Origin of the sequence: Paenibacillus sp. FSL K6-1558 (assembly GCF_038002565.1) — a bacterium.
Taxonomy (GTDB): Bacteria; Bacillota; Bacilli; order Paenibacillales; family Paenibacillaceae; genus Paenibacillus; species Paenibacillus polysaccharolyticus.
In genome coordinates this window covers 4,493,454-4,519,636 of sequence record NZ_JBBOCV010000001.1, presented here as the reverse complement: position 1 = coordinate 4,519,636, position 26,183 = coordinate 4,493,454, and the positions used below count along the sequence as shown (strand labels likewise).

The 26,183-nt window shown below is 48.3% G+C and carries 25 protein-coding genes and 1 riboswitch; of the genes, 9 read left to right on the top strand and 16 right to left on the bottom strand.

Annotated features, from left to right (window positions below):
* The first annotated feature begins 21 nt into the window (after positions 1-21).
* The 5 genes from MHI38_RS19710 to MHI38_RS19690 all read left to right on the top strand — a co-directional run bounded on the left by MHI38_RS19710 (position 22) and on the right by MHI38_RS19690 (position 3,924).
* The gene (locus MHI38_RS19710) at positions 22-972 is read left to right on the top strand and encodes a helix-turn-helix transcriptional regulator (protein ID WP_090924566.1); all 951 of its coding nucleotides are present in this window, start codon (positions 22-24) and stop codon (positions 970-972) included.
* An 81-nt stretch (positions 973-1,053) separates the two neighbouring features.
* Positions 1,054-1,896 carry a zinc ribbon domain-containing protein gene (locus MHI38_RS19705; RefSeq protein ID WP_341181555.1) on the top strand — a complete coding sequence of 281 codons (843 nt, stop codon included), beginning with the start codon at positions 1,054-1,056 and terminating at the stop codon, positions 1,894-1,896.
* Between the two features lie 498 nt (positions 1,897-2,394).
* Positions 2,395-2,562, top strand: a complete 168-nt coding sequence (locus tag MHI38_RS19700; RefSeq protein ID WP_186809853.1) for a hypothetical protein — start codon at positions 2,395-2,397, stop codon at positions 2,560-2,562.
* 139 nt (positions 2,563-2,701) lie between these two features.
* Positions 2,702-3,376, top strand: coding sequence for an aspartate/glutamate racemase family protein (locus MHI38_RS19695; protein ID WP_253497628.1), 675 nt, complete (start codon positions 2,702-2,704; stop codon positions 3,374-3,376).
* Positions 3,377-3,480: 104 nt separating this feature from the next.
* Complete coding sequence (locus MHI38_RS19690) at positions 3,481-3,924, top strand: hypothetical protein (RefSeq protein WP_154891901.1); 444 nt, start codon at positions 3,481-3,483, stop codon at positions 3,922-3,924.
* Between the two features lie 78 nt (positions 3,925-4,002).
* Here MHI38_RS19690 and thiC read toward each other — a convergent pair whose 3' ends face one another.
* Together thiC and MHI38_RS19680 are read right to left on the bottom strand one after the other, a co-directional pair.
* Positions 4,003-5,826 (bottom strand): phosphomethylpyrimidine synthase ThiC, encoded by a 1,824-nt coding sequence (thiC, locus tag MHI38_RS19685; RefSeq protein ID WP_261769648.1) that lies wholly within the window; start codon positions 5,824-5,826, stop codon positions 4,003-4,005.
* 396 nt (positions 5,827-6,222) lie between these two features.
* Positions 6,223-6,336, bottom strand: a riboswitch (TPP riboswitch).
* Positions 6,337-6,497: 161 nt separating this feature from the next.
* Positions 6,498-7,241, bottom strand: a complete 744-nt coding sequence (locus MHI38_RS19680) for an IclR family transcriptional regulator (RefSeq protein WP_090924571.1) — start codon at positions 7,239-7,241, stop codon at positions 6,498-6,500.
* Between the two features lie 423 nt (positions 7,242-7,664).
* Here MHI38_RS19680 and MHI38_RS19675 point away from each other — a divergent pair, with 423 nt between their 5' ends.
* Positions 7,665-8,684, top strand: coding sequence for an alpha/beta hydrolase (locus MHI38_RS19675; RefSeq protein WP_090924572.1), 1,020 nt, complete (start codon positions 7,665-7,667; stop codon positions 8,682-8,684).
* A gap of 166 nt (positions 8,685-8,850) precedes the next feature.
* Positions 8,851-10,149, top strand: a complete 1,299-nt coding sequence (locus MHI38_RS19670) for a Fe-Mn family superoxide dismutase (protein ID WP_154891900.1) — start codon at positions 8,851-8,853, stop codon at positions 10,147-10,149.
* Between the two features lie 80 nt (positions 10,150-10,229).
* On the opposite strand, the gene MHI38_RS19665 is transcribed toward MHI38_RS19670, so the two are convergent.
* The 9 genes from MHI38_RS19665 to MHI38_RS19625 all read right to left on the bottom strand — a co-directional run bounded on the left by MHI38_RS19665 (position 10,230) and on the right by MHI38_RS19625 (position 19,700).
* Complete coding sequence (locus MHI38_RS19665; RefSeq protein WP_341181554.1) at positions 10,230-12,644, bottom strand: S-layer homology domain-containing protein; 2,415 nt, start codon at positions 12,642-12,644, stop codon at positions 10,230-10,232.
* Between the two features lie 206 nt (positions 12,645-12,850).
* Complete coding sequence (locus MHI38_RS19660) at positions 12,851-13,075, bottom strand: hypothetical protein (protein WP_090924575.1); 225 nt, start codon at positions 13,073-13,075, stop codon at positions 12,851-12,853.
* A gap of 72 nt (positions 13,076-13,147) precedes the next feature.
* Positions 13,148-14,020 (bottom strand): lipoate--protein ligase family protein, encoded by an 873-nt coding sequence (locus MHI38_RS19655; RefSeq protein ID WP_341181553.1) that lies wholly within the window; start codon positions 14,018-14,020, stop codon positions 13,148-13,150.
* Between the two features lie 115 nt (positions 14,021-14,135).
* Entirely contained in the window at positions 14,136-14,729 is a 594-nt protein-coding gene (gene folE, locus MHI38_RS19650; protein ID WP_090924577.1) for a GTP cyclohydrolase I FolE, read from the bottom strand.
* 56 nt (positions 14,730-14,785) lie between these two features.
* Entirely contained in the window at positions 14,786-15,049 is a 264-nt protein-coding gene (locus MHI38_RS19645; RefSeq protein ID WP_090924578.1) for a YneF family protein, read from the bottom strand.
* 177 nt (positions 15,050-15,226) lie between these two features.
* Positions 15,227-16,252, bottom strand: coding sequence for an HD domain-containing phosphohydrolase (locus MHI38_RS19640; protein WP_154891897.1), 1,026 nt, complete (start codon positions 16,250-16,252; stop codon positions 15,227-15,229).
* Positions 16,253-16,273: 21 nt separating this feature from the next.
* Positions 16,274-18,190, bottom strand: a complete 1,917-nt coding sequence (gene queG / locus MHI38_RS19635; RefSeq protein ID WP_154891896.1) for a tRNA epoxyqueuosine(34) reductase QueG — start codon at positions 18,188-18,190, stop codon at positions 16,274-16,276.
* A 184-nt stretch (positions 18,191-18,374) separates the two neighbouring features.
* Positions 18,375-18,959: a signal peptidase I gene (gene lepB, locus MHI38_RS19630; RefSeq protein ID WP_341181935.1), complete on the bottom strand. Its 585-nt coding sequence runs from the start codon at positions 18,957-18,959 to the stop codon at positions 18,375-18,377.
* Between the two features lie 315 nt (positions 18,960-19,274).
* On the bottom strand, positions 19,275-19,700 hold the full coding sequence (locus MHI38_RS19625) for a GNAT family N-acetyltransferase (RefSeq protein ID WP_090924581.1): 426 nt from the start codon (positions 19,698-19,700) through the stop codon (positions 19,275-19,277).
* Between the two features lie 418 nt (positions 19,701-20,118).
* Here MHI38_RS19625 and MHI38_RS19620 point away from each other — a divergent pair, with 418 nt between their 5' ends.
* Positions 20,119-20,730 (top strand): superoxide dismutase, encoded by a 612-nt coding sequence (locus tag MHI38_RS19620; RefSeq protein WP_123066845.1) that lies wholly within the window; start codon positions 20,119-20,121, stop codon positions 20,728-20,730.
* 61 nt (positions 20,731-20,791) lie between these two features.
* Here the strand turns inward: MHI38_RS19620 and mutY are convergent, their stop codons facing one another.
* Both mutY and acpS read right to left on the bottom strand, forming a co-directional pair.
* Positions 20,792-22,063 (bottom strand): A/G-specific adenine glycosylase, encoded by a 1,272-nt coding sequence (mutY, locus tag MHI38_RS19615; protein ID WP_221791452.1) that lies wholly within the window; start codon positions 22,061-22,063, stop codon positions 20,792-20,794.
* A gap of 89 nt (positions 22,064-22,152) precedes the next feature.
* Positions 22,153-22,563: a holo-ACP synthase gene (gene acpS / locus MHI38_RS19610; protein ID WP_154891894.1), complete on the bottom strand. Its 411-nt coding sequence runs from the start codon at positions 22,561-22,563 to the stop codon at positions 22,153-22,155.
* 115 nt (positions 22,564-22,678) lie between these two features.
* Between acpS and MHI38_RS19605 the strand changes: the two genes are divergently transcribed.
* The gene (locus tag MHI38_RS19605) at positions 22,679-22,816 is read left to right on the top strand and encodes a hypothetical protein (protein WP_186809852.1); all 138 of its coding nucleotides are present in this window, start codon (positions 22,679-22,681) and stop codon (positions 22,814-22,816) included.
* 36 nt (positions 22,817-22,852) lie between these two features.
* Here MHI38_RS19605 and nadE read toward each other — a convergent pair whose 3' ends face one another.
* From nadE to MHI38_RS19590, 3 genes are all read right to left on the bottom strand, one after another.
* Positions 22,853-23,662 carry an ammonia-dependent NAD(+) synthetase gene (gene nadE / locus MHI38_RS19600; protein WP_090924930.1) on the bottom strand — a complete coding sequence of 270 codons (810 nt, stop codon included), beginning with the start codon at positions 23,660-23,662 and terminating at the stop codon, positions 22,853-22,855.
* 162 nt (positions 23,663-23,824) lie between these two features.
* A complete protein-coding gene (locus MHI38_RS19595) occupies positions 23,825-24,259 on the bottom strand; it encodes a BrxA/BrxB family bacilliredoxin (protein ID WP_090924929.1) in 435 nt (144 codons plus the stop codon).
* Between the two features lie 221 nt (positions 24,260-24,480).
* Positions 24,481-26,175, bottom strand: coding sequence for a two-component system sensor histidine kinase NtrB (locus tag MHI38_RS19590; protein WP_186809851.1), 1,695 nt, complete (start codon positions 26,173-26,175; stop codon positions 24,481-24,483).
* Positions 26,176-26,183: the final 8 nt, after the last annotated feature.

The window sequence follows — 26,183 nt, the reverse complement described above, 5'->3', positions numbered from 1 at the left end:
ATAAAAAAGGAAGATATATCTATGAAACTGGAGCGTTTGTTAGCCATTGTGGTACTGCTCATTAATCGCAGGCGATTACAGGCCAAAGACCTGGCAGACATGTTTGAAGTGTCTATTCGTACAATCTATCGAGACATCGACACCTTAGGCCAAGCTGGAATTCCGGTGGTGACCTATCAGGGCGCAAGCGGTGGCATCGGACTGGCAGAAGGTTACCGGCTGGATCGCAATCTGTTAACCGACAAGGATCTCGCTTCCATCGTCACGGCGCTGCGTAGCATCTCAACCACTCATACGAATACTGCGCGTGAGTTATTGGTAGAGAAGCTGAGCAGTATCGTGCCGGAAGCCAAAAATGAAGATTTTCAGGCCAGCACACACCGATTCATCGTGGATTATTCAACGTGGACTCACCCTGAAGCACTGCAACAGAAATTAAAGGTCATCGATCAGGGAATCGATCAACTTCAATGCATTCATTTTGCCTATTGCAGCGCCGAAGGTGCAGAGACCTGTCGCACGGTCGATCCACACACCCTTGTGCTGAAAAGGCACGCGTGGTATCTGTACGCCTTTTGCCATGAACGGAATGAATTCCGTATGTTCAAGCTGGTTCGCATGAAAGAGGTTGTGCTTGCCGAACAACATTTTGAACGTCAATCCATCAATCTTCAGGACAGACCGTGGCAGCAGGAATGGAGCCGTCCGAACAATCACATTGGACTCACGCTGAAATTCCATGCCCGTGCCCGTCATCTCGCGGAAGAATGGTTTGGGATTGAGAATGTATTGCCTGACGGGAACGGGTATTATATCAGCCAGATCGCTTTCCCTGAGGATAACTGGCTATATGGCTTTATTCTCGGTTTTGGCGCGGACGTGGAGGTGCTGGAACCTCTGCATATTCGGGACAATGTATGCCGGATGGCAGAGCAGATTGTGCAAAATTATAAAACCTCAGCTCAAACCTGACAGACAGCTGTCCAGTTCCTCCCCGTATACTTCAACTATGTTCAGGTTGAAGTTGTACATATAACCGAGGAGGAATGAATAATGAACGTTACCGTATGTCAAAGCTGTGGAATGCCACTCACAAGTACCGATCAATTTGGTACAGAAATGAATGGCAGCACCACCCGCGAATACTGCATTTATTGTTACAAGGATGGCAAGTTCGAACAACCAGGCATGACGCTAGAAGGCATGATCGAGATGTGCACCGCTATTCTCGAAGAAGAAGGCATGGACGAGGAATCAGCCCGCTCGATGCTACGCAACCAACTACCTTTTCTGAAACGCTGGCGTAATGAAGGAAATGTAGGAAACGGTCCGGACGGGACAGCGACTGTCGCTCATGCACCTATTCATGCTGGGGCACCATCATCTGACGTTGCTTCTGCGGTGAACGATACTCTGCTGACCAAAGAGCCTGTTCGCTATGTCACCCTTCCAGGCAAACGCTTAGCCGGATTGTCCGCACGTACAACCAACGCAATTGAGATGAGCGGTCAAGGCAGCATCGGTGCGTTGTGGGGCCGTTATTTTGCCTCCGAACACATTCCGGCTACTGAGGCTGCACGCTATGGCTGTTACACGGATTACGCGGATGGCATTGCTGGAGAATATACCATTTTGATCGGACATGAAATCGGCGAGGAAGAACGACTACCTGAAGGTTTCGACGAGGTACAGTTACCGCCTGCTACCTATGCAGTGTTTACTTCGAGAACCGGACCCATGGTTGAGGTGGTCAGCGAAGTGTGGGGAGCGGTGTGGGCGTGGAGCCATCAGCAAGACCGTACATTTACCGGCGATTTTGAGTACTATGATGAACGCAGTTTAGACCCGGAACATACACAGGTGGATGTATATATTGCGGTAAACGAACGTAGGTAACGGAAGTAATACGAACGGATACCCCTCTTCAGAAAAGAATTTAAAGAGAGAATCAAATGAGGAAACCTGTAGCTGCCAAGTGGTCTTGGCAGCTTTTTTGACATTTTTCGATTAATATACCCCGACCATAGAACCAAGTTAGTTAGCATATACCATACCTAGTCACTTGGACATATGTCTTAGAGGCAAGTACCATTGACTTCCCTAAAATTAGGACCATTCGCATAACAACCGATACCACGCTCCCATGCCTCGCCTTTTATATCAGGTTCTTTGTTCCTGAATTTTCCTAAAACCGTTTACATCTTCTGAATACCGGGTAAAATCACTACATCCGAGTCGGAATAACGATCGAATTTCCGCTTCTTCATGTAACAAGTCATATGTACCTATATGCGTACAAGGTGAATTCATTTTATTTTCACCAACAAAACGAATGTTGAATATACATACAAACTAACGATGCATGTCCATCATGCATGTAAGGAGGAAACCAAGATGATCCGCATGCCTATTCAGCAAATGATCCCGTACCACCACCAATATCCGCGCAACACGGAGACCAATGTGCCCAAAAAGGAAAATGAGAACACTCAAGGCCTATCCTTCCATGAAATTTTACAGCAAAAAATGGCGAAAAAGAACGTATCCATGAACATGAGATAACGCTTTACATCTTTGCGGCTACTTCCTATACTACGTGTAAAAGGTGACATTTCAGGCGCGAAGTTTCTTAACCGATGGTTCACTCTAATTGTGTGATCCAGGCGCGTCTTGTAGTCACTCTACATAAAGGGAATTGCCTATGAGCACCATTGCCTGTTTCCACGCACATCACTCCAATATCAGGTTGATTGAACAAGCCTTGACTTCCTATAATATCGAACTGGTTCACTATGTAGACCCCGGTCTTGATCGGCTCAAGCATGATGAGTATTTCGATAGTGCGCTTGTTCGGGAAAAAGTAAATCAGACACTGCAATGGATGAGCCGCTGTCACGCTGACGCCATTCTTGTGACATGCACCTTGTTCGCTGCCGTGCTGGAACAAATACAACCGTTACCGATTAGGGTAACGGGTATTGACGATTCACTGCTCGCGATGATGGTAAAATATCCGAAGCGGTATTTGCTTGCGTTTACCAACCCTGCCACCGTAGAGCCGACGATGGCTCGATATCGTGACTATATGGATCGACACTTGGCAGGAAAGGACAAGCCTGAGCTTGAATCCGTGTTGCTCCCTGGTCTATTCGACATGATCATGCGAGGTGACCAGGAAGGCTACATCACCGCGTTAGAAGAAGCATTGCAGCAGCTTGCTCTTGAACGCAAGGATACTTGTCTTGTCGCTGCTCAGCTCTCCATGGCTCCTGCCGCTGAGCAGGCATCTTCCGATACAAGTATGACCATCTATACGCCGCTTTCATTATTAGGCGCGAATCTGGAGCGGGATATCGGTATCACGAAAAAAGTATAAGCATTTTCGCACTGTTTGCAGTTTCTAGTACGCGGTACCCTGCTTCATGACAAGGGTGGTCAGCCACAACTATGTAAACTTTTTATTTTGGAGGGAATGTAACCATGAAACATCTCACTGTAGAACCAGGTCAATCCATCGGGGGGATCCGTTTAGGCATGACACAAAATGAAGTTGAACAAACGGAAGCTTTCGGCTTTGATCCCAACGTGGAATATGATACTCAAGGCAAAGTACATTTTATTGAATTTCATGAAAGTGATGAGTATAAGTGTATGTTGGGAGAACTTGATCTGCTTGGCACCGAGGCTGACATTTTGATACCGCAGTTGGACGCTATTGCGCCATATGACCGTGAAGATCCCGAGCTTGGTTGCAGTTTCCAGTTCGATCAGATCGGTTTGATCCTGTGGCGTCCGGTACCCATGACCCGAGAGGATATGAAGGAGCCGTGGTTCCTGGAGATGCCGCCCGAAAATCAGCAGGATGAAATGAAACATCTCTGCTTCTCAACGGCAGCCGTCTATGCAAAAGGATATTACGAGTAACCTTCAACTTAAACATAAAAAAGTGACCCAAGCTCAGGCACTTCAGTCCTGTCGGGTCACTTTTTCGGTTGCGGAAGCTTACGACCGCCCCCGATACTCCTCTGCCTTCGCCTGCATCCCGGCGGCTACTGCTTCATCATCGTTCAGGCCGCGATCTGCGGCAAAGGCACGGATGTCCTGCGTGATGCGCATACTGCAGAACTTCGGTCCGCACATGGAACAGAAATGTGCTTCCTTCGCCCCTTCTGCGGGTAACGTCTCATCGTGGTAAGACAGTGCCCGTTCCGGGTCAAGTGACAGGTTAAACTGATCTCTCCAGCGGAACTCGAAGCGTGCCTTCGACAGTGCATCATCCCGGCGCTGAGCGCGTGGGTGGCCTTTGGCTAGGTCTGCGGCATGGGCAGCTATTTTATAAGCGATAACCCCTTCACGTACATCATCCTTGTTCGGAAGCCCCAGATGCTCCTTTGGAGTGACATAGCAGAGCATAGACGTACCAAACCAGCCAATCATCGCCGCCCCAATCGCAGACGTAATATGATCATATCCCGGTGCGATGTCTGTGGTCAGTGGCCCGAGCGTATAAAACGGCGCTTCCTGGCAGATCTCCATCTGCAAATCCACATTCTCCTTGATCTTGTGCATCGGCACATGCCCCGGCCCTTCAATCATCACCTGCACATCATGCTTCCATGCAATCTGCGTTAATTCCCCAAGTGTGGCGAGCTCCGCCATCTGTGCTTCATCGTTGGCATCGTAGATGCTACCTGGACGCAGTCCGTCCCCGAGGGAGAAAGCAACGTCATACCTTTTCATAATCTCGCAGATTTCTTCAAAATGGGTGTACAAAAAGTTCTCCTGATGATGTGCCAGGCACCACGCCGCCATAATGGACCCACCTCTAGACACTATTCCCGTCATCCGTTTCGCTGTCATCGGAATATATCGGAGCAACACACCCGCATGAATTGTAAAATAGTCCACGCCCTGCTCCGCCTGTTCAATCAGCGTATCCCGGTACAACTCCCAAGTGAGGGCCTCCGCCTCGCCATTTACCTTCTCCAGCGCCTGATAGAGCGGCACCGTACCAATCGGCACTGGGGAGTTACGGATGATCCATTCCCGTGTGGTATGAATGTCTTTGCCCGTGGAGAGATCCATTACCGTATCCGATCCCCAGCGAACAGCCCAGGTCATCTTCTCCACCTCCTCCTCGATAGAGGAAGATACAGCGGAATTACCTATGTTGGCGTTGATCTTCACGTGAAAATGACGCCCAATCAGCATCGGCTCACTCTCCGGGTGATTGATGTTGGATGGAAGAATAGCCCGGCCGCTCGCCAGCTCCTGCCGCACGAATTCAGGCTCTACGCCTTCACGAATAGCGGCGTACTCCATCTCGGGCGTAATCAAGCCCTGCCTTGCATAATGCATCTGTGTGACAGAGCGTCCAGCCTGAGCACGTAGCGGTTGACCGCGGAATCCCGGGTACTCCTCTGCCCCGGCTCTCCGTCCTCCCGCCTTCAATCCGTTATCCTCCGGCTTCACTGCGCGGCCCTCATATGCTTCAACGTCACCGCGCTCCATAATCCAGTGATTTCGGAGCGCAGGTAATCCCTTCCGAATATCCATCTGGAATTCGGGATCGGTCATCGGGCCGCTCGTATCGTAGACACGCAGCGGCTCATTATGCTCCACCCCTTGGGGAGTATTCGTATCATGAAGGGCAATTTCACGCTCCGGTACAGCAATGTCCGGTCGTGAGCCCTGAATGTAGACTTTGCGGCTGCCCGGGAAGGGTTGTACCCCTCCAGCCGCTCCGGTTTTCTTTTCCACCGGATGACCATCGCGCCCTGTTTCCTCTATTCCCGTCTGTTGCTCCTTTTGGTTACCTGTATTCATGTCTCCTGTTTCCTCCTCTGTGATCTTCATTTGCCCATATCGTCCACCAATGTGACAGCTTTGACTTACCACACCTGTCTGGAAAAAGCAGAGCACAGAAGCACAGCAGGATTGACCCTGCATAAGCAGCTAGAATGATCCAAAAGACAACTTTTATGTACAATCAGCATGAACACGAAACACGAGATCACTTCTCTTAGAAGTCCAGGCATATATGCCGCAATTATTGTGCTGTCACTTCCAAGGTGAAACACAACAACTGAATCTCTGCTTGCCGCTGTAAATAAAAAAAGCCGGTTCCGAAGGAACCGACTAATGTCCATCACCATACACGCAACAAGGGCCACCTGCTGCAATACAGCATGGATCCCGGGTTAACGTCTGTGGTGTCTGTGGTCATATGGCCGATTACTTCCCTACGCTGGTATGATCCAGATCAGGTGCAAAGGGTCCGGGATCTCATGCGATCCCGTCTCAGTCCGGACAATTCGGACTCCCCCAGTAACGTAAACGTATTGCGACAATCAAGCCGCTGTTCAACTTAAAATATGACATTCAACCGACCCCGCTGGGTCGTCCATTACAGAGTAGCGTAATCTGGGCTTAAATTCAACCTTAATATTCCAGAGGGGAAATTCCCTTCGAGCAAAACTTCATGCAAGAGCCTTCCCCTATGGCAACATAAGTCCCATTTGTACAGCTGCTTCTTTCAACACAGGCGCGTACTCATGTAATGTCTCTTGCGAGAGCCTGCTAACAGGTCCAGACACGGAAAGCGCTGCTGCAATGTTGCCTCTGCGATCCATAATTGGCACAGACACAGCGGCAGCTCCCGGCTCGCGTTCCTCATAGCTGGTTGCGTAGCCACTCACTCGAATGTCTTCCATCTGTGCCAGATAGACGGCCGGATCGATAAATACTGGCCATTCCGGGCCGTTCATCAGTTCCTCCCGATCCTCATCAGCGGCAAAAGCCATTAATACTTTGCTGGAGGCTCCTACGGAAAGCGGCAGTCTGACCCCTACAGGTGCAACCCGCCGAATCGCCTGATCACTCTGCACAGCCTGAATCCGAATCCGTTCACCGCCATCACGAAGGTAGAGACTTACGGTTTCGCCCAAGCGATCACGCAGCCTCTCCATTGCAGGTAACAGCAAAATTGCAGGATCGTCACTACGTGACATATGCGCTGACAGCTCCCAGATTCGAATACCTAGCCGATACTTCTCGGTTGCCGCATCACGTATTACGAACCCCCGATCCTCCAGTGTAGCCATCAATCGATGTACCGTGCTTTTGTGTAAACCGATCTGACTAGCAATTTCGGTGAGTCCAAGATCACTGCGCGTGGTAAAACATAATAATATATCCAGCGCCCGTTCTACAGCCCGGACGGTTAACTTGCGGTCTTCCATGGCATGATGCCCCCCTCATGTTTCATCACATGAAACTTGGTTACATAAATTATATGAGAAACGGTCTCATCTGTAAACCAAAAAGAACCGTTTTGAAGATGATCTGAAAACAAATAAATGAACAAGGATATCCAATTGGCACATCGTAATCTCCTGTAATTTACACACTATGGAATTGTTACCTCTACATCTTAAGAACTATATAACAATTGCGTAACAAATACCTCCAATCAATTGACTTTGACTATATCGGGACATACGATAAAGATAGAAACCAATTCAGATAAAATATCAAAAGCGTGACTTTAGCATTAGGATGCCATCTTCATGAATACGTGCTAAAAAGTACCTATATGCTATTTTTCATATCGTTATGATCTTGTCCATATTAATCCTCAACCGAAACTCAAAGGAGGGGCGTGCATGTATCCGACATCCCAGAGCGAAGCCCCGCTGCATACCAAAGTGTCCGATCTGCCCTCTTCGTTGTCACCGAGGCTGATTCGGTTCAAACATATTGTCGTAGCGTTGCTGCTCTCCGTTGTATTTTTTCTGTTGTTTTGTTTTATTGCCTTACACGGTTATATTGCTTGGGTGCTCTCCAACCCTACGGTCGCACCGGTGTTTTCGAACCCGATGCAGGCCAAAAACATGAAATATGAGGACATTACATTCCCTGCGGCCGACGGTAGCAGAACCATGCAAGGCTGGTATATCCCTGCGAATACCGATACGGGCAAAACCATCATCTTCAGCCACGGTTATGGAGCCAATCGGGAGGAAACCTGGGTGCCTATGTATGACCTCGCCCATTACGCGCACCAGCTCGGGTTTAATGTGGTGATGTTCGATTACGGCTTTGCCTCTCAGGTCAACCGAGCGGTAGCAACAGGTGGTAAGGCTGAGTCTCAGCAATTGCTGGGAGCTATTCAGTTTGCTAAACAGCGCGGAGCACAGGAGCTGGTCGTCTGGGGATTTTCCATGGGAGCAGGCACGGCTCTGCAAACCGGACTGCTAACCAAAGAAGTGGATGCCATGATTCTGGACAGTACATTCCTGCTGGAGCCGGATACGCTGTACCACAACATTCATAATCAGATCAATCTGCCGCGTCAGCCTACGCTCGAGATTATGAAGTTGCTCTTCCCGATCTTGAACGGTACCGGCTTGCAGCAAATCCCGTATCAGGAAGTGAAGAAAAAGGACTATCCGTTCCCAATCTTCTTTATTCATGGTACAGAAGATGAGAAGGCCCCTTATCCGATTGCCGAACAACTTGCCGCTAATCAGACGAATCCTTATTCAGAAGAATGGATTGTACAAGGCGCGCATCATGAACTGATCTTCCGGGAGCATCCGAAGGAATATCTACGCCGTGTTTCGATTTTCCTTAGTCATGTGACGAAAACAAGCAGTGAGGATGTGCAACAAAACCGGCAGTAATATTAAAATGATATACAGCATTTCGATGTGTTTAGAGCCCCCCGGGGCTCTTTTTTTATACACATAGGACAATGCGTCCCAAGAATACACTGTTGAGACAGAGCAAAGGTAATTGGACGAAGAGCGGGTTCGAAAAATAATCTGAAAGATTGGAGGTATAACGCATATGAACTGCGATGGATACGGTCATCTGCTTCCTCTACGGACGCTGGAAGAAATCCGTTTCTGGAAAGAGCAAGAGAAAGAACATACGCTCATCATTCGCACACTGGTTCCTGACCTTGAGCCCTCCTACGTTAAACTTCTGGAAGAATGGGAAGCAGCCTTTGCGTACAGTGAGCGAGTGGCGAATCAGTTGATAAAACAGCTGTTGCCTGCAACCCAGCCGCCTGCCCCCTATATCATGCGAAGTATCGATCAACTCGTCCAGACAGCAAAACATCAGTCCAAAGAGTTTATCAAGCAGCTTTATATTATGCTGGAGCAAAGTGCAGCGGTGCGTGCGGTCCCACTTGCTCAAACCTTCATCTTGCATATCATCCGCGAATCGGAGTATTTCCTGGGGGTATTAGAAACCCTGAGCCAGCCCGGCATTCTGCGTGAAACAGAACCACCCTCATCGATGTTGCTAGAGAATGCACTACACAACATTAACTCCAAAGTCGCCCAAGACACACGTCTAGAAGCAGCGGAGTCACAAGCATCTTTAGCCGGGCAAACCAATGCCAATGGTTCCCTTGCCGCATCTGCACAGGTACAATCGTCGTCACTCCAACCATCAACGGCTGGGACGGCTCCTGCGGAAACGCTGCCTGCATCTGCCCCGGTAAGAGAAAAGCCGGTTCCTATTGGCGGGCACACGTTACCTCCCCTCCCTTACGCGTATAATGCGCTGGAGCCGCACATTGACGAGCTGACAATGCGCATTCATCATGACAAGCACCATCAGTCCTATGTAGACGGTCTGAACGTTGCGGAGAAGAAGCTCGCCGAATCCCGGAAAAAGAATAATTTTGAGCTCATCAAACATTGGGAGCGTGAGCTAGCTTTTAATGGAGCAGGACATTATCTGCATACCATCTTCTGGACCATTATGAACCCAGCAGGCGGCGGCAAGCCTACCGGAATGCTTGCAGAGCAGATCAAACGTGATTTTGGCAGCTATGAAGCATTCAAAAATCAATTTACCGAGGCAGCTAACAAGGTGGAAGGTAGCGGCTGGGCAATGCTGGTCTGGAGTCCGCGAGCACATCGTTTGGAAATTTTGCAGGCTGAAAAACATCAGAATCTGTCCCAATCGGATATCGTTCCACTCCTGCCACTGGATGTATGGGAACACGCCTACTATCTCAAGCATCAAAACGAACGCAAAAAGTACATCGAAGACTGGTGGAATGTCGTCTACTGGCCCGCTGTCGCTGAACGGTACGAAACCGCACGCAAGCTCCTATGGCCGCCTTACTAAGGTAATCTGGTTCCAGCAAATATAAAAAGAGATATCTCCAGTCAAAGACTGAAAGATATCTCTTTGAAACGTGCTGGTCGTCAATCCTTTATGGATGCGGCCTGAATCGCTTGGTAAGCCCAATGGGTATCAGGTACGTCCGACCAGGATTTTAGCGCTGTTGCTGCAGGTTGAAGACCAATCAATTTATTAATCATAGTCACTGCTTCAGCACGCGATACCAGTTTCTCAGGACGGAAGGTACCATCCGTATATCCTGCAAGAACTCCTGCAGCATCAAGCCGAGCGATCGCTTCCTGAGCCCAGTGTTGCTTCACATCCGTGAATGCAGTTGTTGCTTCGGATGTCACTGCTTGTTCAGCTTTCAGCAAATGTTGTAATACACTCGCTATCTCTGCTCGTGTAATTCCTTGCCCCGGTTTGAAGCTACCGTCTGCGTAACCTGTGAAGTAACCAGCTTGAGTAGCAGCATAGATACTGCCATAAGCCCAGTGGCCAGCTCTAACATCAGTAAATGATGCTTTACTCTCAGACTCCACAGTGCCTGTTACACGCGTAATGAGTGCCGCCATCTCGGCACGTGTTACGAACCACTCCGGTTGGAAACGACCATCTGCATAGCCGCGAATATAAGGTTTGGCTGTTGCCGTGTCATCAGCCCAGTCTTTGACCCGTACCACGGAAAAGGTACTGAACTGATCCACATTGATCTCGATGCCTTGCTGGTTATTATCTTTATTCAATGTCACTACTTTACCGTGTACCAGCTCTTTTGTTCCATTGCTGTGTTCGATATACACGCCAAGATCCGCTGGTTTCACACCTGCAAGCTGTTTGCTGTCTACCGGCAGGACAAGCGTTACAGGACGGCTTTGCAGATTCGTTTCAATCGTCATCGGACGTCCCAACACCTGAATTTCTTTGGTGCCGGCGAATTGAGTAATCGTCTCGTTAGCCAGCAATCGTTGTTCGATAGCCAGACGTGTCTCCTGTTTCTTTACAGGCACGAGACGGAAATATACATCATCTGTTCTGTCTTTCATAGATGTGGCTGGAATGGTTACTTTCACGTTTGGATTGGAAATAACCAACTCGATTCCTTGTTCAGTGAACAACTTAGTCGATTCCCGCGCTAGTTTCACGTCCCACTGAGAGACTTCATCTTTCGCATCTGGAATCAGAACAACAGCTGTACGTGAGCCGGTTTTCTTTAACTGATCAATAACCGATTGTGCTTTACCTGGATTTAATCCAAGCTCGTCTTTTATCGTACCATCTGTTCCACGAGTCCGGCTGATTTCCAAGGAATCAATGGTGGAGGCCAGCTCGCCATTTGCCACATCCACTTTAATAATCTCCTTCTGTGGAGTCGATGAAACCGGTGATGAAGGCGAAGAGCTAGATGGTGATGGAGAAGGTGTCACAACAACTTCTCCCCCACTATTGCCAGGAGATTGCGGTGTTACCGATGCGGATACTTTATACTCTGACATTCCCGTGCTGCTTGAAGATCGAACAGCAAATACATAAGGCAGACCGCTCGTTAGATTTGAAACGGTATACTGCAATGCACTCATTGGCCCAGCTACTTTAGTCCAATTCTCAGGATCTTGTGGCGCAGTACTGCCCTGATACATATATACGACATACCCGTCTACCTCAGGTACACTATTCCAGTTTAACTGAACTTGTCCATTAATAGCCTGCGGAGTTAGTACAGCAGGTGCAGCAGGTGTAGCAGGCAAATCAGGTGTGATCACGTTAGAAACGACATAATCGGACTGGGTATGATCATCGTTGAATGTAGATTTAACTGCAAAAACATAAGGCAATCCATTCGTCAAACCATGGATGACCTTTTCACCGTCTAACATACTTGTAATATCAATCCAGCTATCAGGATCGATTGGCTCTTTGGAACCTTGATACATATAAACAGCATCCGTAACGGAAGAGTCTGAACTCCAGCTAATCTTCGCTTGAGCATCACCAGCAACAGCCTTCACTTGGGAAGGAGTAACCGGTGAGCCTGCGCTAGTCTGGAACTGTTGATACCCCAGATCAGCCAGATCGAATAAGTTATTGCTTGGATCATCTGCTGTAAAATATACAGCATAATCTGTAGATGAATTTAAGTGATTAAAAAACAGATCACGTTCTTCTCCTGCTTGTAAATCAATATACGTTCCTGCAAGTGTTGCATTTTCCTTGATCGTATCCAGTTCAGGTCTTGGACTAAGCCAGTCTACTGCACGGATCTCATAATATAAACGCGCACTCTCCGTTAGTTTTACACTTGATTTAAACGTTGACGAGGTAACTTTTACATCTATTGGATAATTAGGAGTGCCACGAGCAAAATCTATTCCGACTGAAGCATGTGCTTTTCCGGAGAAATAAACGTTGTTCGCCATACCAAGTGTTAACACAACCATCAAAAAGAATTTCATTGGACGAGACATCCATGAAAACTTGTTTTGCACTGACTTTCTCATCGTATAAACCTTCCCTTCCTTGTAGGCTTTTGGATGAGTATAACAATGTATTCTGAACATTTTCTGAACAAAATACGACATAGTTCACGCTCTATCGATGTTATCTGACTCAAAAAATGAAATCAACGTAAAAAAAAGCGAACCTCTCATTAGAGATTCGCCTCAATATCGACTTCATATTACAATCCATACATAACATACCTATGTTAAGAAGCACAGCCCTCGCACGCTACATAGTTGTCGCCAACCTGTTTGCTGATGGCGATCAGATCGCCCAGTTTGATATCGGACTCTTCTGTGAACTCCAGATCGGCAATACGTGCCACAATCAGGGCAGCCGCCTCTTCTTTACTTGTTGCCATTTGGCTGAATTCTGACTTTTCACCTGTTGAAATGACTTCATACAGGTATGTATATCGCAATGTTTCCACTCTAAATCCTCTCCTTCCGAAATCACATCATACCATCTCTCTTCACCAATTCCAAGCCTATTGATAAAGAACTCAGTCGTAGCGCTGTTTCATCTGTTCTGCCGTCCGCAACACATCATCCGCATCAACAGAAAGCACCCGTTCTGTCGCTGCATGAGGATACCTGTTACGCAATGTGCGTACCAGCGAAGCCGTATACGCAGCCGTGGATGGCACCCCTGCCAGCTCCTGCAGACTTGCCATAGTTCCATGCTTTACCTCAGGATATCCTTCGGCTATCCCTCCTGAGGCCTCTTCATAGAATTTACGCACCTCCGCAGCAAGCCGATCCCCCTGACCTTCCACAATGATAAATGCCGTGATGATGTACGCTTTGGCCTGACGCCGCTGAGCAATACCGCAAAATTTCAATCCACCCACGCTGACATCATAATCCCCAGGACAGAACGCCCCCTGCACTTCTCCTGTCTGCGCCTGAGTTGACCAAGGAGTTAACGACTCGGCAATGATCGAAGCCATCTCGCGAAAATCATCATGAATATTAATTGCGTGCCCTGGATTGGGCAAAATCAGCGACACGTTCACAATACCCGGATTCAACGGAACTGCGGCCCCACCAGAAGGCCGTACACATACAGCTGTCCCCTGACCTTTGATAACATCCATCGCTTCGACTGCCCGCGGCAGCCTTCGGTCGCGTAAGCCTGCCACAAAGGCATCTGGGTGTCGCCATATATGAGCAACAGGCAGATGGCCTGCTCCAACACGTCTGCACATCACTTCTTCCCATGCAAAAGCATCAAGTACACTGCTGCCAAGGCGCATAAGCGGTGTCTCCCAAATTTGCAAACGCAGCGATGAATGCTGCTCAGCGGATATCCTTTGTACAGTCAACTCGCTCTTCTCTGACTCAGGCAGTTGGTTGGATTGGGAAGGTATATTCATCGTCCATAACCTCCGACTATCGAATTCATATGTAGTTTCAGTCCCTCCGACAAATACGAAAAAAAAGCCCTATATAAATAAGCCGGTTCCCCAAAGGAACTCGGCTTATTTATCATTACTCTTTGACCAGAGACAGAAACTCCGCACGCTGTGCAGGGTTATCACGGAAAGATCCACGTACAGCAGACGTTACCGTCTTGCTGCCCGGTTTCTTCACGCCGCGGGAGCACATGCACAAGTGCTCACCTTCTACGACAACCATCACACCATGCGGTGCAACTGCTTCGGTCAAGATGTCCGCAATCTGCGATGTAATACGTTCCTGTACTTGAAGACGGCGTGTTACCGCTTCAACCAGGCGTGCCATTTTGCTTAGACCCACAATTTTCCCGCTTGGTATATAGCCAATATGGACTTTACCAAAGAACGGTGCCATATGGTGCTCGCACTGGCTGTAGTACACGATATCTTTCACGATGACCAGCTCTTCGTGATTCTCGTCAAAGGTGACACCCAGCACGTCACGGGGATCCACTTCATATCCACCAAAAATCTCTTCGTACATCCGGGTTACACGCGCAGGCGTTTCCAGAAGCCCTTCACGTGTGCTATCTTCTCCGATCAATTTGAGAATTTGTTCGACATGATACTCGATCTTCTCCCGATTGTCGGATACTTTGGAATTCAAATAATCTTTCACGCCAGCCACTGCCAAGCGCCTCCTTTCGAACCACATCCTGCAAGCGATTTAATCACCCACAGCTATTATTTTCGGCGGCCCGAGTTTTTACGCGCAGGATGTTGAGTCGGCTGAGGCATTTTTGCGCCTGGTTGCTGGTTCTTCATCATCTGCTGGGCACGCTGCATTTGCTTGCCATTCAGGTTATAGCCCATTTGCTTCGCCATTTTCTGTAACATGTCAGGGTCGCTTTGCATTTTCTCAAGCTGTTTACGCAGGTAGAACACCCCGATGAAAAATCCACCGACCAGACCCACAATCAATGTAATAATCGGTATTACAATATCCATCTCTTAGACACCTCTGTATGCAATATGCAATCTTAAAAAACGGATGATCTGTGCTTGTACACATCATGAATGATGAAGATTAATACCATGATGCAAACATAACACCGACCGGATTTCCTGAGAATTATCATAGCATTTCCACACGTCCTGAGCAAACGCATTTTCCAGTTATATCACTTACGTCAGTACTCCTTCAATAAAGATCGTGTTCTGTTTGGCCAAATCAATCTCAACAACATCCAGCGAATAACGCGTGTTGCCGTGAGCCACCCGAATAACCGGTCTTCCTGGCAGCCCGCGGTGCTGGCGGACAATGACGCCGGTCTCTTTCGTAGACAGCCGAACAGCAGTCCCGTTAGGATATACGGATACACTTTTATTAAACTCAATCAGAATATCGCGATCCAGCTTCGTTCCGGACATCGCCATCATTGCCTCACACGCTTCATGGGGAAGCATGTTGCTGCCTGACAGACCGTTAATGAGATTATCATAGATGTTAGCTGCACTTACAATTTTGGCAAAAAGATGGATGTCCTTCCCTCTGATTCCCCTTGGTGTACCACTGCCGTCCTCATGTTCATGATGTTGAAGTGCAGTGTGCGCAACGAGCAGACTGAACTCACGCTTGTTCTTGATCACTTCAAAGCCACGCCATGTGTGATGCAGCTTTGAAGTAGGAACAGTACCCGGAGGCTCGCCTACTTTCCCAATATCATGTAAAAGGGCACCTACAGCCAGATCCTTGAGCTGATTGTAGTTAAGCCCCATATTCAGTCCAATAACCGAAGACAACAAACAAACATTCATCGCATGAACATATTGTGCATTGTCTTGGGTTCGGATATCGGTTAACTGCACCAGCAATTCTCGCCCGTTTAGCACATCATTCAATAATTTGTCTATGCTAAGCGCGACTTTCTTCGGACTCCAGTCTTTCCCGGACCGTACCGCTTCCAGCGTAACGCTCATCTCATTGATAATGGCCCTTTTCGTGGCTTCATCCAGAATATCTTCTGTATCCACATCTTTAAACGCTTCATCCTGGATGTACAGCGTGGTTACCCCGATACGCTTCAGCGTATTGACCATAAACACGGTGAGCTGGACTCCGGCAGACAACAACACTGTCCCATTACTGGAATACACCGTCTTGCCCAAAATTTCCCCCGCCTCCACGCTTTCCACGTTTACATACTTCATGAACGTCCCCCGCTCTTACGATTACTGCTCCAATGTGAGCAATTGCTCCTTGGTTTGCAGACCGCCTACGTAACCTACCAGAGTGCCATCTTTACCGCTCAATCGATGACAAGGAATAATAATCGGGATTGGGTTCTTGCTAATAGCATCCAAAACTGCACGTATAGCCTTGGGCCTGCCGATCTTTTCCGCAACCTCTTGGTGGGTTAAGGCTTCTCCATAAGATATATCGGACAGAACCTCCCAAACTTGTAGCTGGAATGCAGTACCATACTGCTTAAGCTGCAAGTCAAATGTCGTTCTTTCCCCAGCAAAATACTGCACTAGCTGCCCCGTAGCTTCGCTGAGCTTCTCTTCGTTTTTCTCATATCGGTATTCACCGACCCACGTACGGGCCCATTGTTGCAGATGAGCTTCCCGAACATGAAAAGCGCCAAAATCGAGATGACACAGTCCCTCATCCGTTGCACATAAGGTAAGTGTCCCGATCGGTGTCAACACCTCATCATAATACACAGGTTTGCCGTGAAGCCCGGTTACTGCAGATGGCTTCCATGCAGCTGCTTCGGATCTGCCCGAGGCGACGGACTGCTCAGGCTCACCGTCACTTTCACTTTTAATAACGTTCGCAGTCCGCTGTGTCTCCTCCCCGAACTCCGTATCTCTTGCTTGAGAAAAAGATGCTGCTTGTGTATATTGCACAGCTTCCACTGTATCTGCTTGTTGTTTCTTCACTTGCTCCGCCTGCGGTCGATCGGGTAAGGTCTCGGACGATAATAATCTCTCCTCGGCCTTCTGCAGCATACTTAGCACGTTCCCATCTTGTTCGATCGCGGCAGCTTCCCCAATAGCTCTCATGGCGTCTTCTCCTCCAATTCTGCTCAGCGCCCAGGCAGCGGTTCCCCGCAGTTCCGGACGCGGATCACGCTTCAGTACCTGCGTTAGTTTCGGTACAGCGCTTTTGTCTTTGAAATTGCCCAGTGCAATGACCGCATTGCGCTGGATCGGCTTTTTGCCCCGCCAAGCGGCAGAGCTTTGACCGAAACGTTCTTTGAATTCACGGTTACCGATATCCAGCAGCGGCAACAGCAAAGGCTTTACAACCTCCGGATCGGGATGAAACTCGGGATGATGATCCCAATTTTTGCCCCGATTTTTCGGACATACAATCTGACATGTATCACAACCGTACAGACGGTTGCCTATTTTCAACATAAACTCTTCATCCAGGAACCCTTTAGTCTGGGTCAGAAAAGAAATACAGCGCTGTGCATTCAATTGCCCAGGGCCAATCAGCGCACCTGTAGGACAGGCATCGATGCATTTCGTGCATTCCCCGCAATCCTCGGTCACGGGAGTATCTGGCGGGAATGGAATGTTCGTGACAAGCTCACCAAGGAATATCCATGAACCGAATTTGGGCGATATAATCGAGCAGTTCTTGGCACTGAACCCGATCCCGGCCCGTTGGGAGACGGCGCGATCCACGAGCGCACCTGTGTCCACCATACTTTCAATGATCGCTTCCGGTACGCGTTCACGGATAAAATTCACCAGCTTGTCCATCGCTGCGCGAAGCACCTGGTGATAATCCTGCCCCCAAGCCGAACGAGCAAAAATGCCGCGGTACGCGCCAGGCTCCGACTTCGGCGGATTGACCATTTTGGACGGATAAGCTACAGCTATGGCGATCAGGGAAGCTGGCTCGCTATCCGGGAGGGCGGGATGCACTCTTTTTTCAATATCTGGTTCTTCAAATCCTGACGCATATCCCTTATCCCGAGACTGCTCCAGCAATGACTTCAGAGAGATGAAGGGGTCCGCTGAAGCAAATCCAATATCATCTATACCCATTTCCGGGCCTGCCGCCTTGATCTCCTGCTTTAACGCTTCCCATACGGAGGCGGCCTGTGCTGCCCCGGTCCGTACGTTCGTCATTGTTCTTCCCTCTTTTCTATAAGGCACGTAATCTCGTTATCTTTAAACAATGAACGCCCGCCTCACTTAAGAGACCAGGCGCTGAACTATAACGATATAAGTCTTGCATACGATTAAATGTAAAGTCTACGTGCCTGTATGGTTAAACGCAAATTGCGCTTCGAAGTTGTTGTGGTCCAACATTTTACAGCTTTTTTATCTCGGAGAAAGGCCAAAAAATAAACTCGGCTTTACCGACGATCTCGCTGGAAGTTATACTCCCAAACACACGGCTGTCCTTGCTTTTACCTTCATGACGATTATCTCCCATGACGAAGAAATGATCCGATGCCAGGGTAAGCGGCCCAAAATCAGGGTCCTGTACCTCAATGTCGGTGTAACTCTCTGCCTGCTGAACACCATTTACATATAGATGATGGTCTTTGACCTCAATTGTATCTCCAGGAAGTCCAACGATTCGTTTCACCAGAAAATCTTTCTTGCCTGCATCTTCACTCGGATCACGAAGAACGATCACATCCGACCGGGCCGGTTCACCGAAATGATAGACCATCTTGTTTACAAACAGACGATCAGACTCGACCAGCGTTGGTTGCATAGACTGTCCTTTGACCATCGACAGATTGAATACAAACAGGTTAAGCAGCATCATGATCACAAAAGCCACCACAATGGTCTTCACCCAGTCCCACAATTCGGCTGACCAGGACTTCCCTGCCTGCTTGGGGACAGGCTTCTGATTTTGCTCCTCAAACGTCGAATGCTCCATAGAAGGCATATTAGAATTCAAAGAGACACCTCATTTATCAGTTTGTAGATTTATCGTATAACCATGGTCGTACTCCTTTTCAGTCTACTCTATTTGCAAGAGCGAAACAATTGGAGATGCCCACCAGCATACAGACAATTACAATCTTTTATACACGCTTTGGAAAAAAGGAAACAGGATGCATATCAGCCGCTCCCTCCTCATACAAATAGAAAGGCATATCTCTCACGCCATGATGCGTGAACAGATATGCCTAATATGAAATGAAAATCCCTTTATTTCTTTGTCTAACTACACCGAATTTACCTACATCGATTAAGCCTTGGACAAAATACTAAGTTTCTGAAAAGCACTCAGAATCTTATTGGCCCCATATCCCATTGCTTCATACAAAGGCATGGCTGCTTTGTTGTGCTCATCACCAGCCACCCAAATCTGGCTGACTTTACGCTGCTGGAACCGCTGTTCCATAGCCTCGACAAGTGTTTTACCGACGCCGCGGCGACGATAGTCTGGATGAACCGCAATACGGTAGATGCATCCCTGGTTTTGATCAATCGTACCAATCAAAGCGCCCACGAGGTCTCCCTCTTCTTCCGCAACCATGATCAGGTCAGAATCCCATGACAATTGACGGGCAAACGGGCCCATCGTGTTCTCATAACACTCTTCCGATAGTGCAACCTGGAGAAGCTCCGTCATCTGGCTTGCATCACTCAACTGAAAGGAACGAACGTGCATGTTTTAAATCTCCCTTTTCGTTAGCTTAGATGAGGTTTTACCAAAAAGGGAATCCCCTTTTACCAAAAACCCGATGTTCATATAATGACAAAAAACGAGAAAATACCGCTTCTTCGTCAATTAAACCATACTTTTCTCCATAAAACACGCATTTTCTTCTGAAAGCGCTTTATTGTAAACGTTTACATTGATTTCGCTTTAATTTTAACGATTTTTTCCGTCGAAATCTCATAATTTTATTCATAATGGGTAAAATATGTTTGTTATCTCTGGCCTCGCTTTTGATTAACGGTTTGGGGGACTTAATAAACAAAAATGTTGATTAATTATCCCGAATGCGGTTTAATAATAATGGCAAGGGTATTATTACATATGTACCTAAACAACAAATCACAAAAATCTCAGGAGGTATTTCACTATGGCTTTTCAATTACCAGCACTTCCTTACGCTAACGATGCACTGGAACCACATATCGATGCACAAACGATGGAAATCCACCACGATCGCCATCACAACACTTACGTAACTAACTTGAACGCAGCTCTGGAAAGCGCTCCTGAACTGCAAAACAAAAGCTTGGAAGATCTGATCGCTAACCTGGACAGCGTACCAGAAAGCATCCGCACAGCGGTTCGTAACAACGGTGGCGGACATGCTAACCACAGCTTGTTCTGGGAAATCATTGGACCAAACGGCGGCGGCGCACCAACAGGTGACATCGCAGCAGCAATTGATAGCGAACTGGGCGGCTTTGACAAGTTCAAAGAAGACTTCGCTAAAGCAGCTACAACTCGTTTCGGTTCTGGCTGGGCATGGCTCGTTGTAGGCAAAGATGGCAAATTGTCCATTACTAGCACACCTAACCAAGACAGCCCGCTCTTCGAAGGTCTGACTCCAGTTCTGGGTCTGGACGTATGGGAGCACGCTTACTACCTGAAATATCAAAACAAACGTCCTGATTACATCGGTGCATTCTGGAACGTAATCAACTGGGATGAAGTAAACAAACGTTACGCAGCAGCGAAATAAGACGCTGTTCGAATAAAAGAGCCTGAATCGATCCTTGTGATCGATTCAGGCTCTTTTTTGTTTATTGCTCCGTTGCCTCATCATAGGCTCCAGCAAAATAGTTGCGAAGAAGCTTCAGAAATACATTAGGGAACGCCAGCTTCTCCATATCCTCCGGGCCGATCCATTGATAAGTGAGGCCATCGCCTTTGCCTGTCATCGCTTCCTGCGCCGCTTGAGCGGCGGTGGATGAAGATGATTCTGCAGCTGGGGCTGATTCTGCCATTGATGCCGCCTGTGCATGATAGGCGGCTCTGGCTTCCGCGGCGATCAGCGGAAGCTCACTGCTCTGGTCCTGCTCGGTGCACTTGTACACCTGTAGGCTCCAGACAATGTGGCTGAACACATGCTCCGCATGGGTAGCCAGCCCTTCCGGGCGGGCAGCGAAGCCTTCCGCCCACAGACTGCCGGCCAACAAAGCCATGGCCGGCTCATCCGCCAGCGGCGCTGCCGCCTTACCTGCTGCGGCAGGCGCCGCCAGCACATGCGGCAGCTCCCACATCCGGGCCAGCAGGCCTGTCTCTGGGCGCTGGCGCACAAGCACACGGCCGCGATGAGCACCGCGGCCTTCCACCAGGGCAACAAGCCGCTGCTCAGGGCGTGGCGGCTTCGCTTTGGTCTTGACCGGCAACGTAAGCTCCCTTCCGGCAATTCTGCCGGAACATTGCTCCATCACCGGGCAAGTCAAGCAATGCGGCGCTTTGGGTGTACATACCAGCGCGCCAAGCTCCATCAGCGCCTGATTGAAGTCACGCGCTCGCCCTTCCGGAATGAGCTCTCCCGCGAGCTCTTCCATCAAAACCCGGGTGCTACCCTTCATAATATCCTCATCAATGAGGAAATATCGGGACAGCACCCGCATGACGTTGCCGTCCACCGCTGGTTGTGGCTGGTTGAAGGCAATGCTGAGGATAGCGCCGGCTGTATACGGGCCGACTCCTTTTAATGCAAAGACGCTCTGCTTGTCCTGCGGCATCTCTCCGCCATGCAGCTCCATAACTTGCCTTGCTGCTGCCTGAAGGTTACGCGCTCTTGAATAATATCCGAGCCCTTCCCAATTTTTTAGCACCTCTTCCTCCGGTGCCTCGGCAAGAGCCTGGACGGTCGGGAAATTCCCGATAAATCGGTTAAAATACGGAATCACCGTATCTACACGCGTCTGTTGCAACATAATCTCCGAAACCCAAGTAAAATACGGATTGTTGTGGCGACGCCACGGCAAATCCCGACGATTAATCATGTACCAATCCAGCAGATTCACGCTGAAATGTCGTTTCTGTTCTTGTAAACCCATATGCCCTTCCTTTCCTGTACACACGTTTCTCCCGATTTCAGCGAGAGGCAATTCCTCGCCTCATTTTAACTGACGCATCTATACGTATATCACTCAAGCGGTTCACCCGCGCCCTGCTCAATGATCGCGAATGCCGCGGCCAGCTCCGTCTGATGTGTAATGCTTAGATGGATCTGGTATCTCTGACCACACGGTAGCTGAAGCCGCTCCCAGGCCTGACTGGACAAAGTAGCGACTGGACGACCGGACGGATCTGGCAACACTTCGATATCATGAAAACCCATGACAGCGCCGATCCCGCATCCGAATGCTTTGGATACCGCCTCTTTGGCCGCAAAACGCCCGGATACAAACTCCGCCATCCGTTTCCCGCGCCTAGCTGCAATTTCCTGTTCAGCCTGAGTTAAAATACGCTTCATAAATGCCTCTGCCTGGCGGCCAGACAGCAACCTGCGTAACCGTTCTATCTCTAATACATCGTTGCCAATGCCATATATCATAACGATTCACCCGCTTAATCTTTTAGGCTATAAAAGATAATCTTTAGTAATCCTTACTTCAACGAATCCATAGCTTTCCGAACACATATTCTATTGTAGCAGGAGGCGTGCATGGATGCGAGTACCTGTTATCCGCGTTTCCACTTTTGCTAAAATTTTCTCCCTACGAAATGGCGGTAAGATAGAACAACAAAAAGAGCCGCTGCTCAAGGCAGTGACTCTTTTTGTTAGCAACGACTCATTTGCAAAATGAAGTACGCTACTCGATTACACTTTTAAATCCCCAACCTTAGATACCAGGAATCGCATTACGTTTGTGATGTGTGCGTGTGTAAAAGGCCTCCAAACGCTCTTGCGCAGCCGGGTCAATCTGCTTGCCTTCAAGGTAATCACTGTTCGCCTCGTATGAGATACCCAGCTCGTCCTCATCCGTTTGCCCTTCCCATAGTCCGGCCGAAGGTGCTTTGTCCAGAATGGATTGCGGCACTTTCAGGTAAGCAGCCAGCTGACGAACCTGACGTTTGTTGAGAGTGCTCAGTGGTGTGATATCCACGGCTCCGTCGCCCCATTTGGTGTAAAAGCCCGTAATCGCTTCGGATGCATGATCCGTACCTACGACCAGCAGGTTTTCTTCAAAAGAAAGCGCATATTGCATCACCATACGTGTTCTTGCTTTCACATTGCCCTTGCCTTGATGAGTCATATGACGCGGACTGCCAAGAGATTTGAAGCCCTGCTCTACTTCCAGCGCGATTTCATTCACGGCATCCTCGATGTTTGTTTCCACAACATGCTTCAGATCGTATGCTTTGGCTACAGCATAACTATCCTGGATATCTGCTTGCTCTCCATAAGGCTGGAACACACCCAGCGTTTTGTACTCTTGATTGTTTTCCGCGGTAAGCTCGTCCGTAGCTTGTTTGCAAAGTGCCGTTGCCACAGCACTGTCAATACCGCCGCTAATGGCGATCAGCAATCCTTTGGTACCGGAATTTTTGACATACGTCTTCAGAAAATCCACACGCTTGCGTACTTCCTCAGCTTCATTAATACTCGGTTTAACCTTCAATTCAGCGATGATCTGTTGTTGCAAACTCATCGTTCGTACACCCCGTTTCTACTAAAATAGAATTTTGATGCTCGTTTGAAAGGTATGTTGATGTCCAGCTAGAAAGGTTCGAATGGTTCAATAACCTGATCTGTCCAAAATGAAACGCCCCGGCATCGGGCATCCGAAGTGCGGGGCGTTCTATGAAGCGGATTAACGGCAGTAACGTTCAAACGCACTTGTCAGGTCAGCCGCGATTTCCTCTGCAGAACGATCTTCCACTTGGTGACGCTCGATAAAGTGAACGAGTTCTCCGTCTTTCAGCAAAGCGATGGACGGTGAGGATGGCGGGTATGGTGCAAAGAATTCACGCGCTTTCGCCGTAGCTTCCTTGTCTTGACCAGCAAATACGGTGTAGAGATGATCTGGTGTTAAATCGTTCTGAAGTGCTTGAGCAACCCCTGGACGACATTGACCTGCTGCACAGCCGCATACAGAGTTAATTACAACCAGTGCTGTTCCTTTAGCATCAGGCAAGCTTGCTTCAACCTCTTCCGGTGTACGCAGCTCCTGGATTCCCAGACGAGTCAGCTCATCCCGCATTGGCTGAACCATATCTCTCATGTATTGATCAAATGACATCGACATTCAGTTTCACTCCTTATAATGGTTGTTCTATGATCTCGTTTGAAAAGTTAGAGGACAATAGCTATGCACCAACGAATGCGTCCATATCGAAAAAAATGGATACACGCTGTGCTATTCCTATTATACATCCCCATGCAATGAAAGCAAGGTTCAGACAACACCTGCGGAACAGCTTTCTCTCACTTATTATGGCTTATGGTCTGGCAAAATATGCTGATGAGCTAACACTGGAAGGCAACTTTAAAGGTCGTTCCCTGTCCTTCTTCAGATTCAACGGTAATTGTGCCATTATGGCGTTCGACAATGCTCAGACACATGGATAATCCCAGTCCGGTTCCTTTAGCTTTGGTTGTATAGAATGGTTCAAATAGCTTTTCCTGCTTCACTGGTGGTATTCCCGGCCCTGTATCGTGTACACACAGTTCCACCCGGTCATCAACCATCCGTGTTTCCAAGGTAAGCACACCTTTTTCCGTCATGGCTTCCATTCCATTACGAGCAAGATTCAATACGACTTGTTTAATTTCTTTTGCATTCAGATGTAGCTTCGGCACATTATGGGCCAGCATCAGTTCGATGCTCTGACCTCGCAGATTGGCGTCTGCCCATAACAAAGGACTTAGCTCATGAATGATATCGTGTAATTGTGATTCTTCTTTTTCTGCTATACGGTTCTGAGCCAGGGACAGAAAATCATTGATAATGCTGTTGGCTCTGTCCAATTCCTCCATAACGATCCGATAATAATGATTCAGGGATTCAGGACTCTTTTCCTGCATTAACTGGAGGAACCCTCGCACCACAGCCATCGGGTTGCGCACCTCATGCGTGATGCTCGCCGCCATCTGTCCCACCAAGCTTAGACGATCCACATTATCAAGTTCGCTACGCAACATCTCAAGCTCGGTAACATCCTGAATAGTGATCATAGCTCCCGAGACTTCCTTCGAGCCTTTTGCAGCATAAGCATAGATCGGCACCGTTCGGGAAAGAAATACATGCGATCCGTATCGCACGGTCAGCACACTTACTTCACCATGAACAACCGCTTGCTGAATACTGTGTTCCATCTTATCCGCCTGTTCTTGCTCGACAAATTGACTGGCGTGCTGCCCAATCAAGTTATGTGCTGATGTGCATGGAAGCTGTTCTTTTGCCGTTTGTTTCATCAGTTCGTTTACAAACACAACTTTGCCTTCGACATCTACCGTGGCTATAGAAAGAGGTACTGCATTCAAAATCTGGTGCAGTTTCTCCGTTTCACTTATGTAATGGTGATGTTCTTCAGATAGTTGCTGTTCCATTCCGCGATAACGTCCCATCCGATCCAGCCACAGCTGGCTCATGCCCCCAGCAGCCAGTGCACCTGCTGTATATCCAAGTGCTGACAAAATCAGATGAAGCTTGGAATATGTGGTGTAAGGATAGACATAAACCACCCATAACAGACTCGCAACAGCTAGTTCAGCGGTAATCAACGCGATGACCGTATTCATTTTGCGTGAACACGTATTATGCTTGAATCGTTTGGCAGACAACCATACAATAGGATAGAGAAGTATTCCCGTATGAAGAAGAAATCCGTACAGATCATAGGGATGTGCTAATAGAAAATAGAAGAGAATATGTAGAATAGACAAGGCAGCGCCTATGTGGGCTTTACAATATAGAATCGCAAGAGTAACCGGGATGATACTCAGGGATATAGGAACGGTCTCGGAACCTACAGATAATGCAAAAATCAGACAGAGTAACATACTGATGACACTTGTTGCAGCAAAGCTGAAATTGACTTTACCTGCATGATCCATCCGCATGACCTGTTGTTTGGAGAGACCCAAATATAATAAGGGAATCAGGAATACTGCCGATCCGGCCAGCAGTACTTGTAAAAGAATGTCCTTTAACGCAACCACAATGTCAT

Coding starts and splice junctions, on each gene's coding strand:
- MHI38_RS19710 (WP_090924566.1), top strand. CDS start 22: ATGAAACTGGAGCGTTTGTTAGCCATTGTGGTACTGCTCATTAATCGC.
- MHI38_RS19705 (WP_341181555.1), top strand. CDS start 1,054: ATGAACGTTACCGTATGTCAAAGCTGTGGAATGCCACTCACAAGTACC.
- MHI38_RS19700 (WP_186809853.1), top strand. CDS start 2,395: ATGATCCGCATGCCTATTCAGCAAATGATCCCGTACCACCACCAATAT.
- MHI38_RS19695 (WP_253497628.1), top strand. CDS start 2,702: ATGAGCACCATTGCCTGTTTCCACGCACATCACTCCAATATCAGGTTG.
- MHI38_RS19690 (WP_154891901.1), top strand. CDS start 3,481: ATGAAACATCTCACTGTAGAACCAGGTCAATCCATCGGGGGGATCCGT.
- thiC (WP_261769648.1), bottom strand. CDS start 5,826: ATGAATACAGGTAACCAAAAGGAGCAACAGACGGGAATAGAGGAAACA.
- MHI38_RS19680 (WP_090924571.1), bottom strand. CDS start 7,241: ATGGAAGACCGCAAGTTAACCGTCCGGGCTGTAGAACGGGCGCTGGAT.
- MHI38_RS19675 (WP_090924572.1), top strand. CDS start 7,665: ATGTATCCGACATCCCAGAGCGAAGCCCCGCTGCATACCAAAGTGTCC.
- MHI38_RS19670 (WP_154891900.1), top strand. CDS start 8,851: ATGAACTGCGATGGATACGGTCATCTGCTTCCTCTACGGACGCTGGAA.
- MHI38_RS19665 (WP_341181554.1), bottom strand. CDS start 12,644: ATGAGAAAGTCAGTGCAAAACAAGTTTTCATGGATGTCTCGTCCAATG.
- MHI38_RS19655 (WP_341181553.1), bottom strand. CDS start 14,020: ATGAATATACCTTCCCAATCCAACCAACTGCCTGAGTCAGAGAAGAGC.
- MHI38_RS19645 (WP_090924578.1), bottom strand. CDS start 15,049: ATGGATATTGTAATACCGATTATTACATTGATTGTGGGTCTGGTCGGT.
- MHI38_RS19640 (WP_154891897.1), bottom strand. CDS start 16,252: ATGAAGTATGTAAACGTGGAAAGCGTGGAGGCGGGGGAAATTTTGGGC.
- queG (WP_154891896.1), bottom strand. CDS start 18,190: ATGACGAACGTACGGACCGGGGCAGCACAGGCCGCCTCCGTATGGGAA.
- lepB (WP_341181935.1), bottom strand. CDS start 18,959: ATGGAGCATTCGACGTTTGAGGAGCAAAATCAGAAGCCTGTCCCCAAG.
- MHI38_RS19625 (WP_090924581.1), bottom strand. CDS start 19,700: ATGCACGTTCGTTCCTTTCAGTTGAGTGATGCAAGCCAGATGACGGAG.
- MHI38_RS19620 (WP_123066845.1), top strand. CDS start 20,119: ATGGCTTTTCAATTACCAGCACTTCCTTACGCTAACGATGCACTGGAA.
- mutY (WP_221791452.1), bottom strand. CDS start 22,063: ATGGGTTTACAAGAACAGAAACGACATTTCAGCGTGAATCTGCTGGAT.
- acpS (WP_154891894.1), bottom strand. CDS start 22,563: ATGATATATGGCATTGGCAACGATGTATTAGAGATAGAACGGTTACGC.
- MHI38_RS19605 (WP_186809852.1), top strand. CDS start 22,679: ATGCGAGTACCTGTTATCCGCGTTTCCACTTTTGCTAAAATTTTCTCC.
- nadE (WP_090924930.1), bottom strand. CDS start 23,662: ATGAGTTTGCAACAACAGATCATCGCTGAATTGAAGGTTAAACCGAGT.
- MHI38_RS19595 (WP_090924929.1), bottom strand. CDS start 24,259: ATGTCGATGTCATTTGATCAATACATGAGAGATATGGTTCAGCCAATG.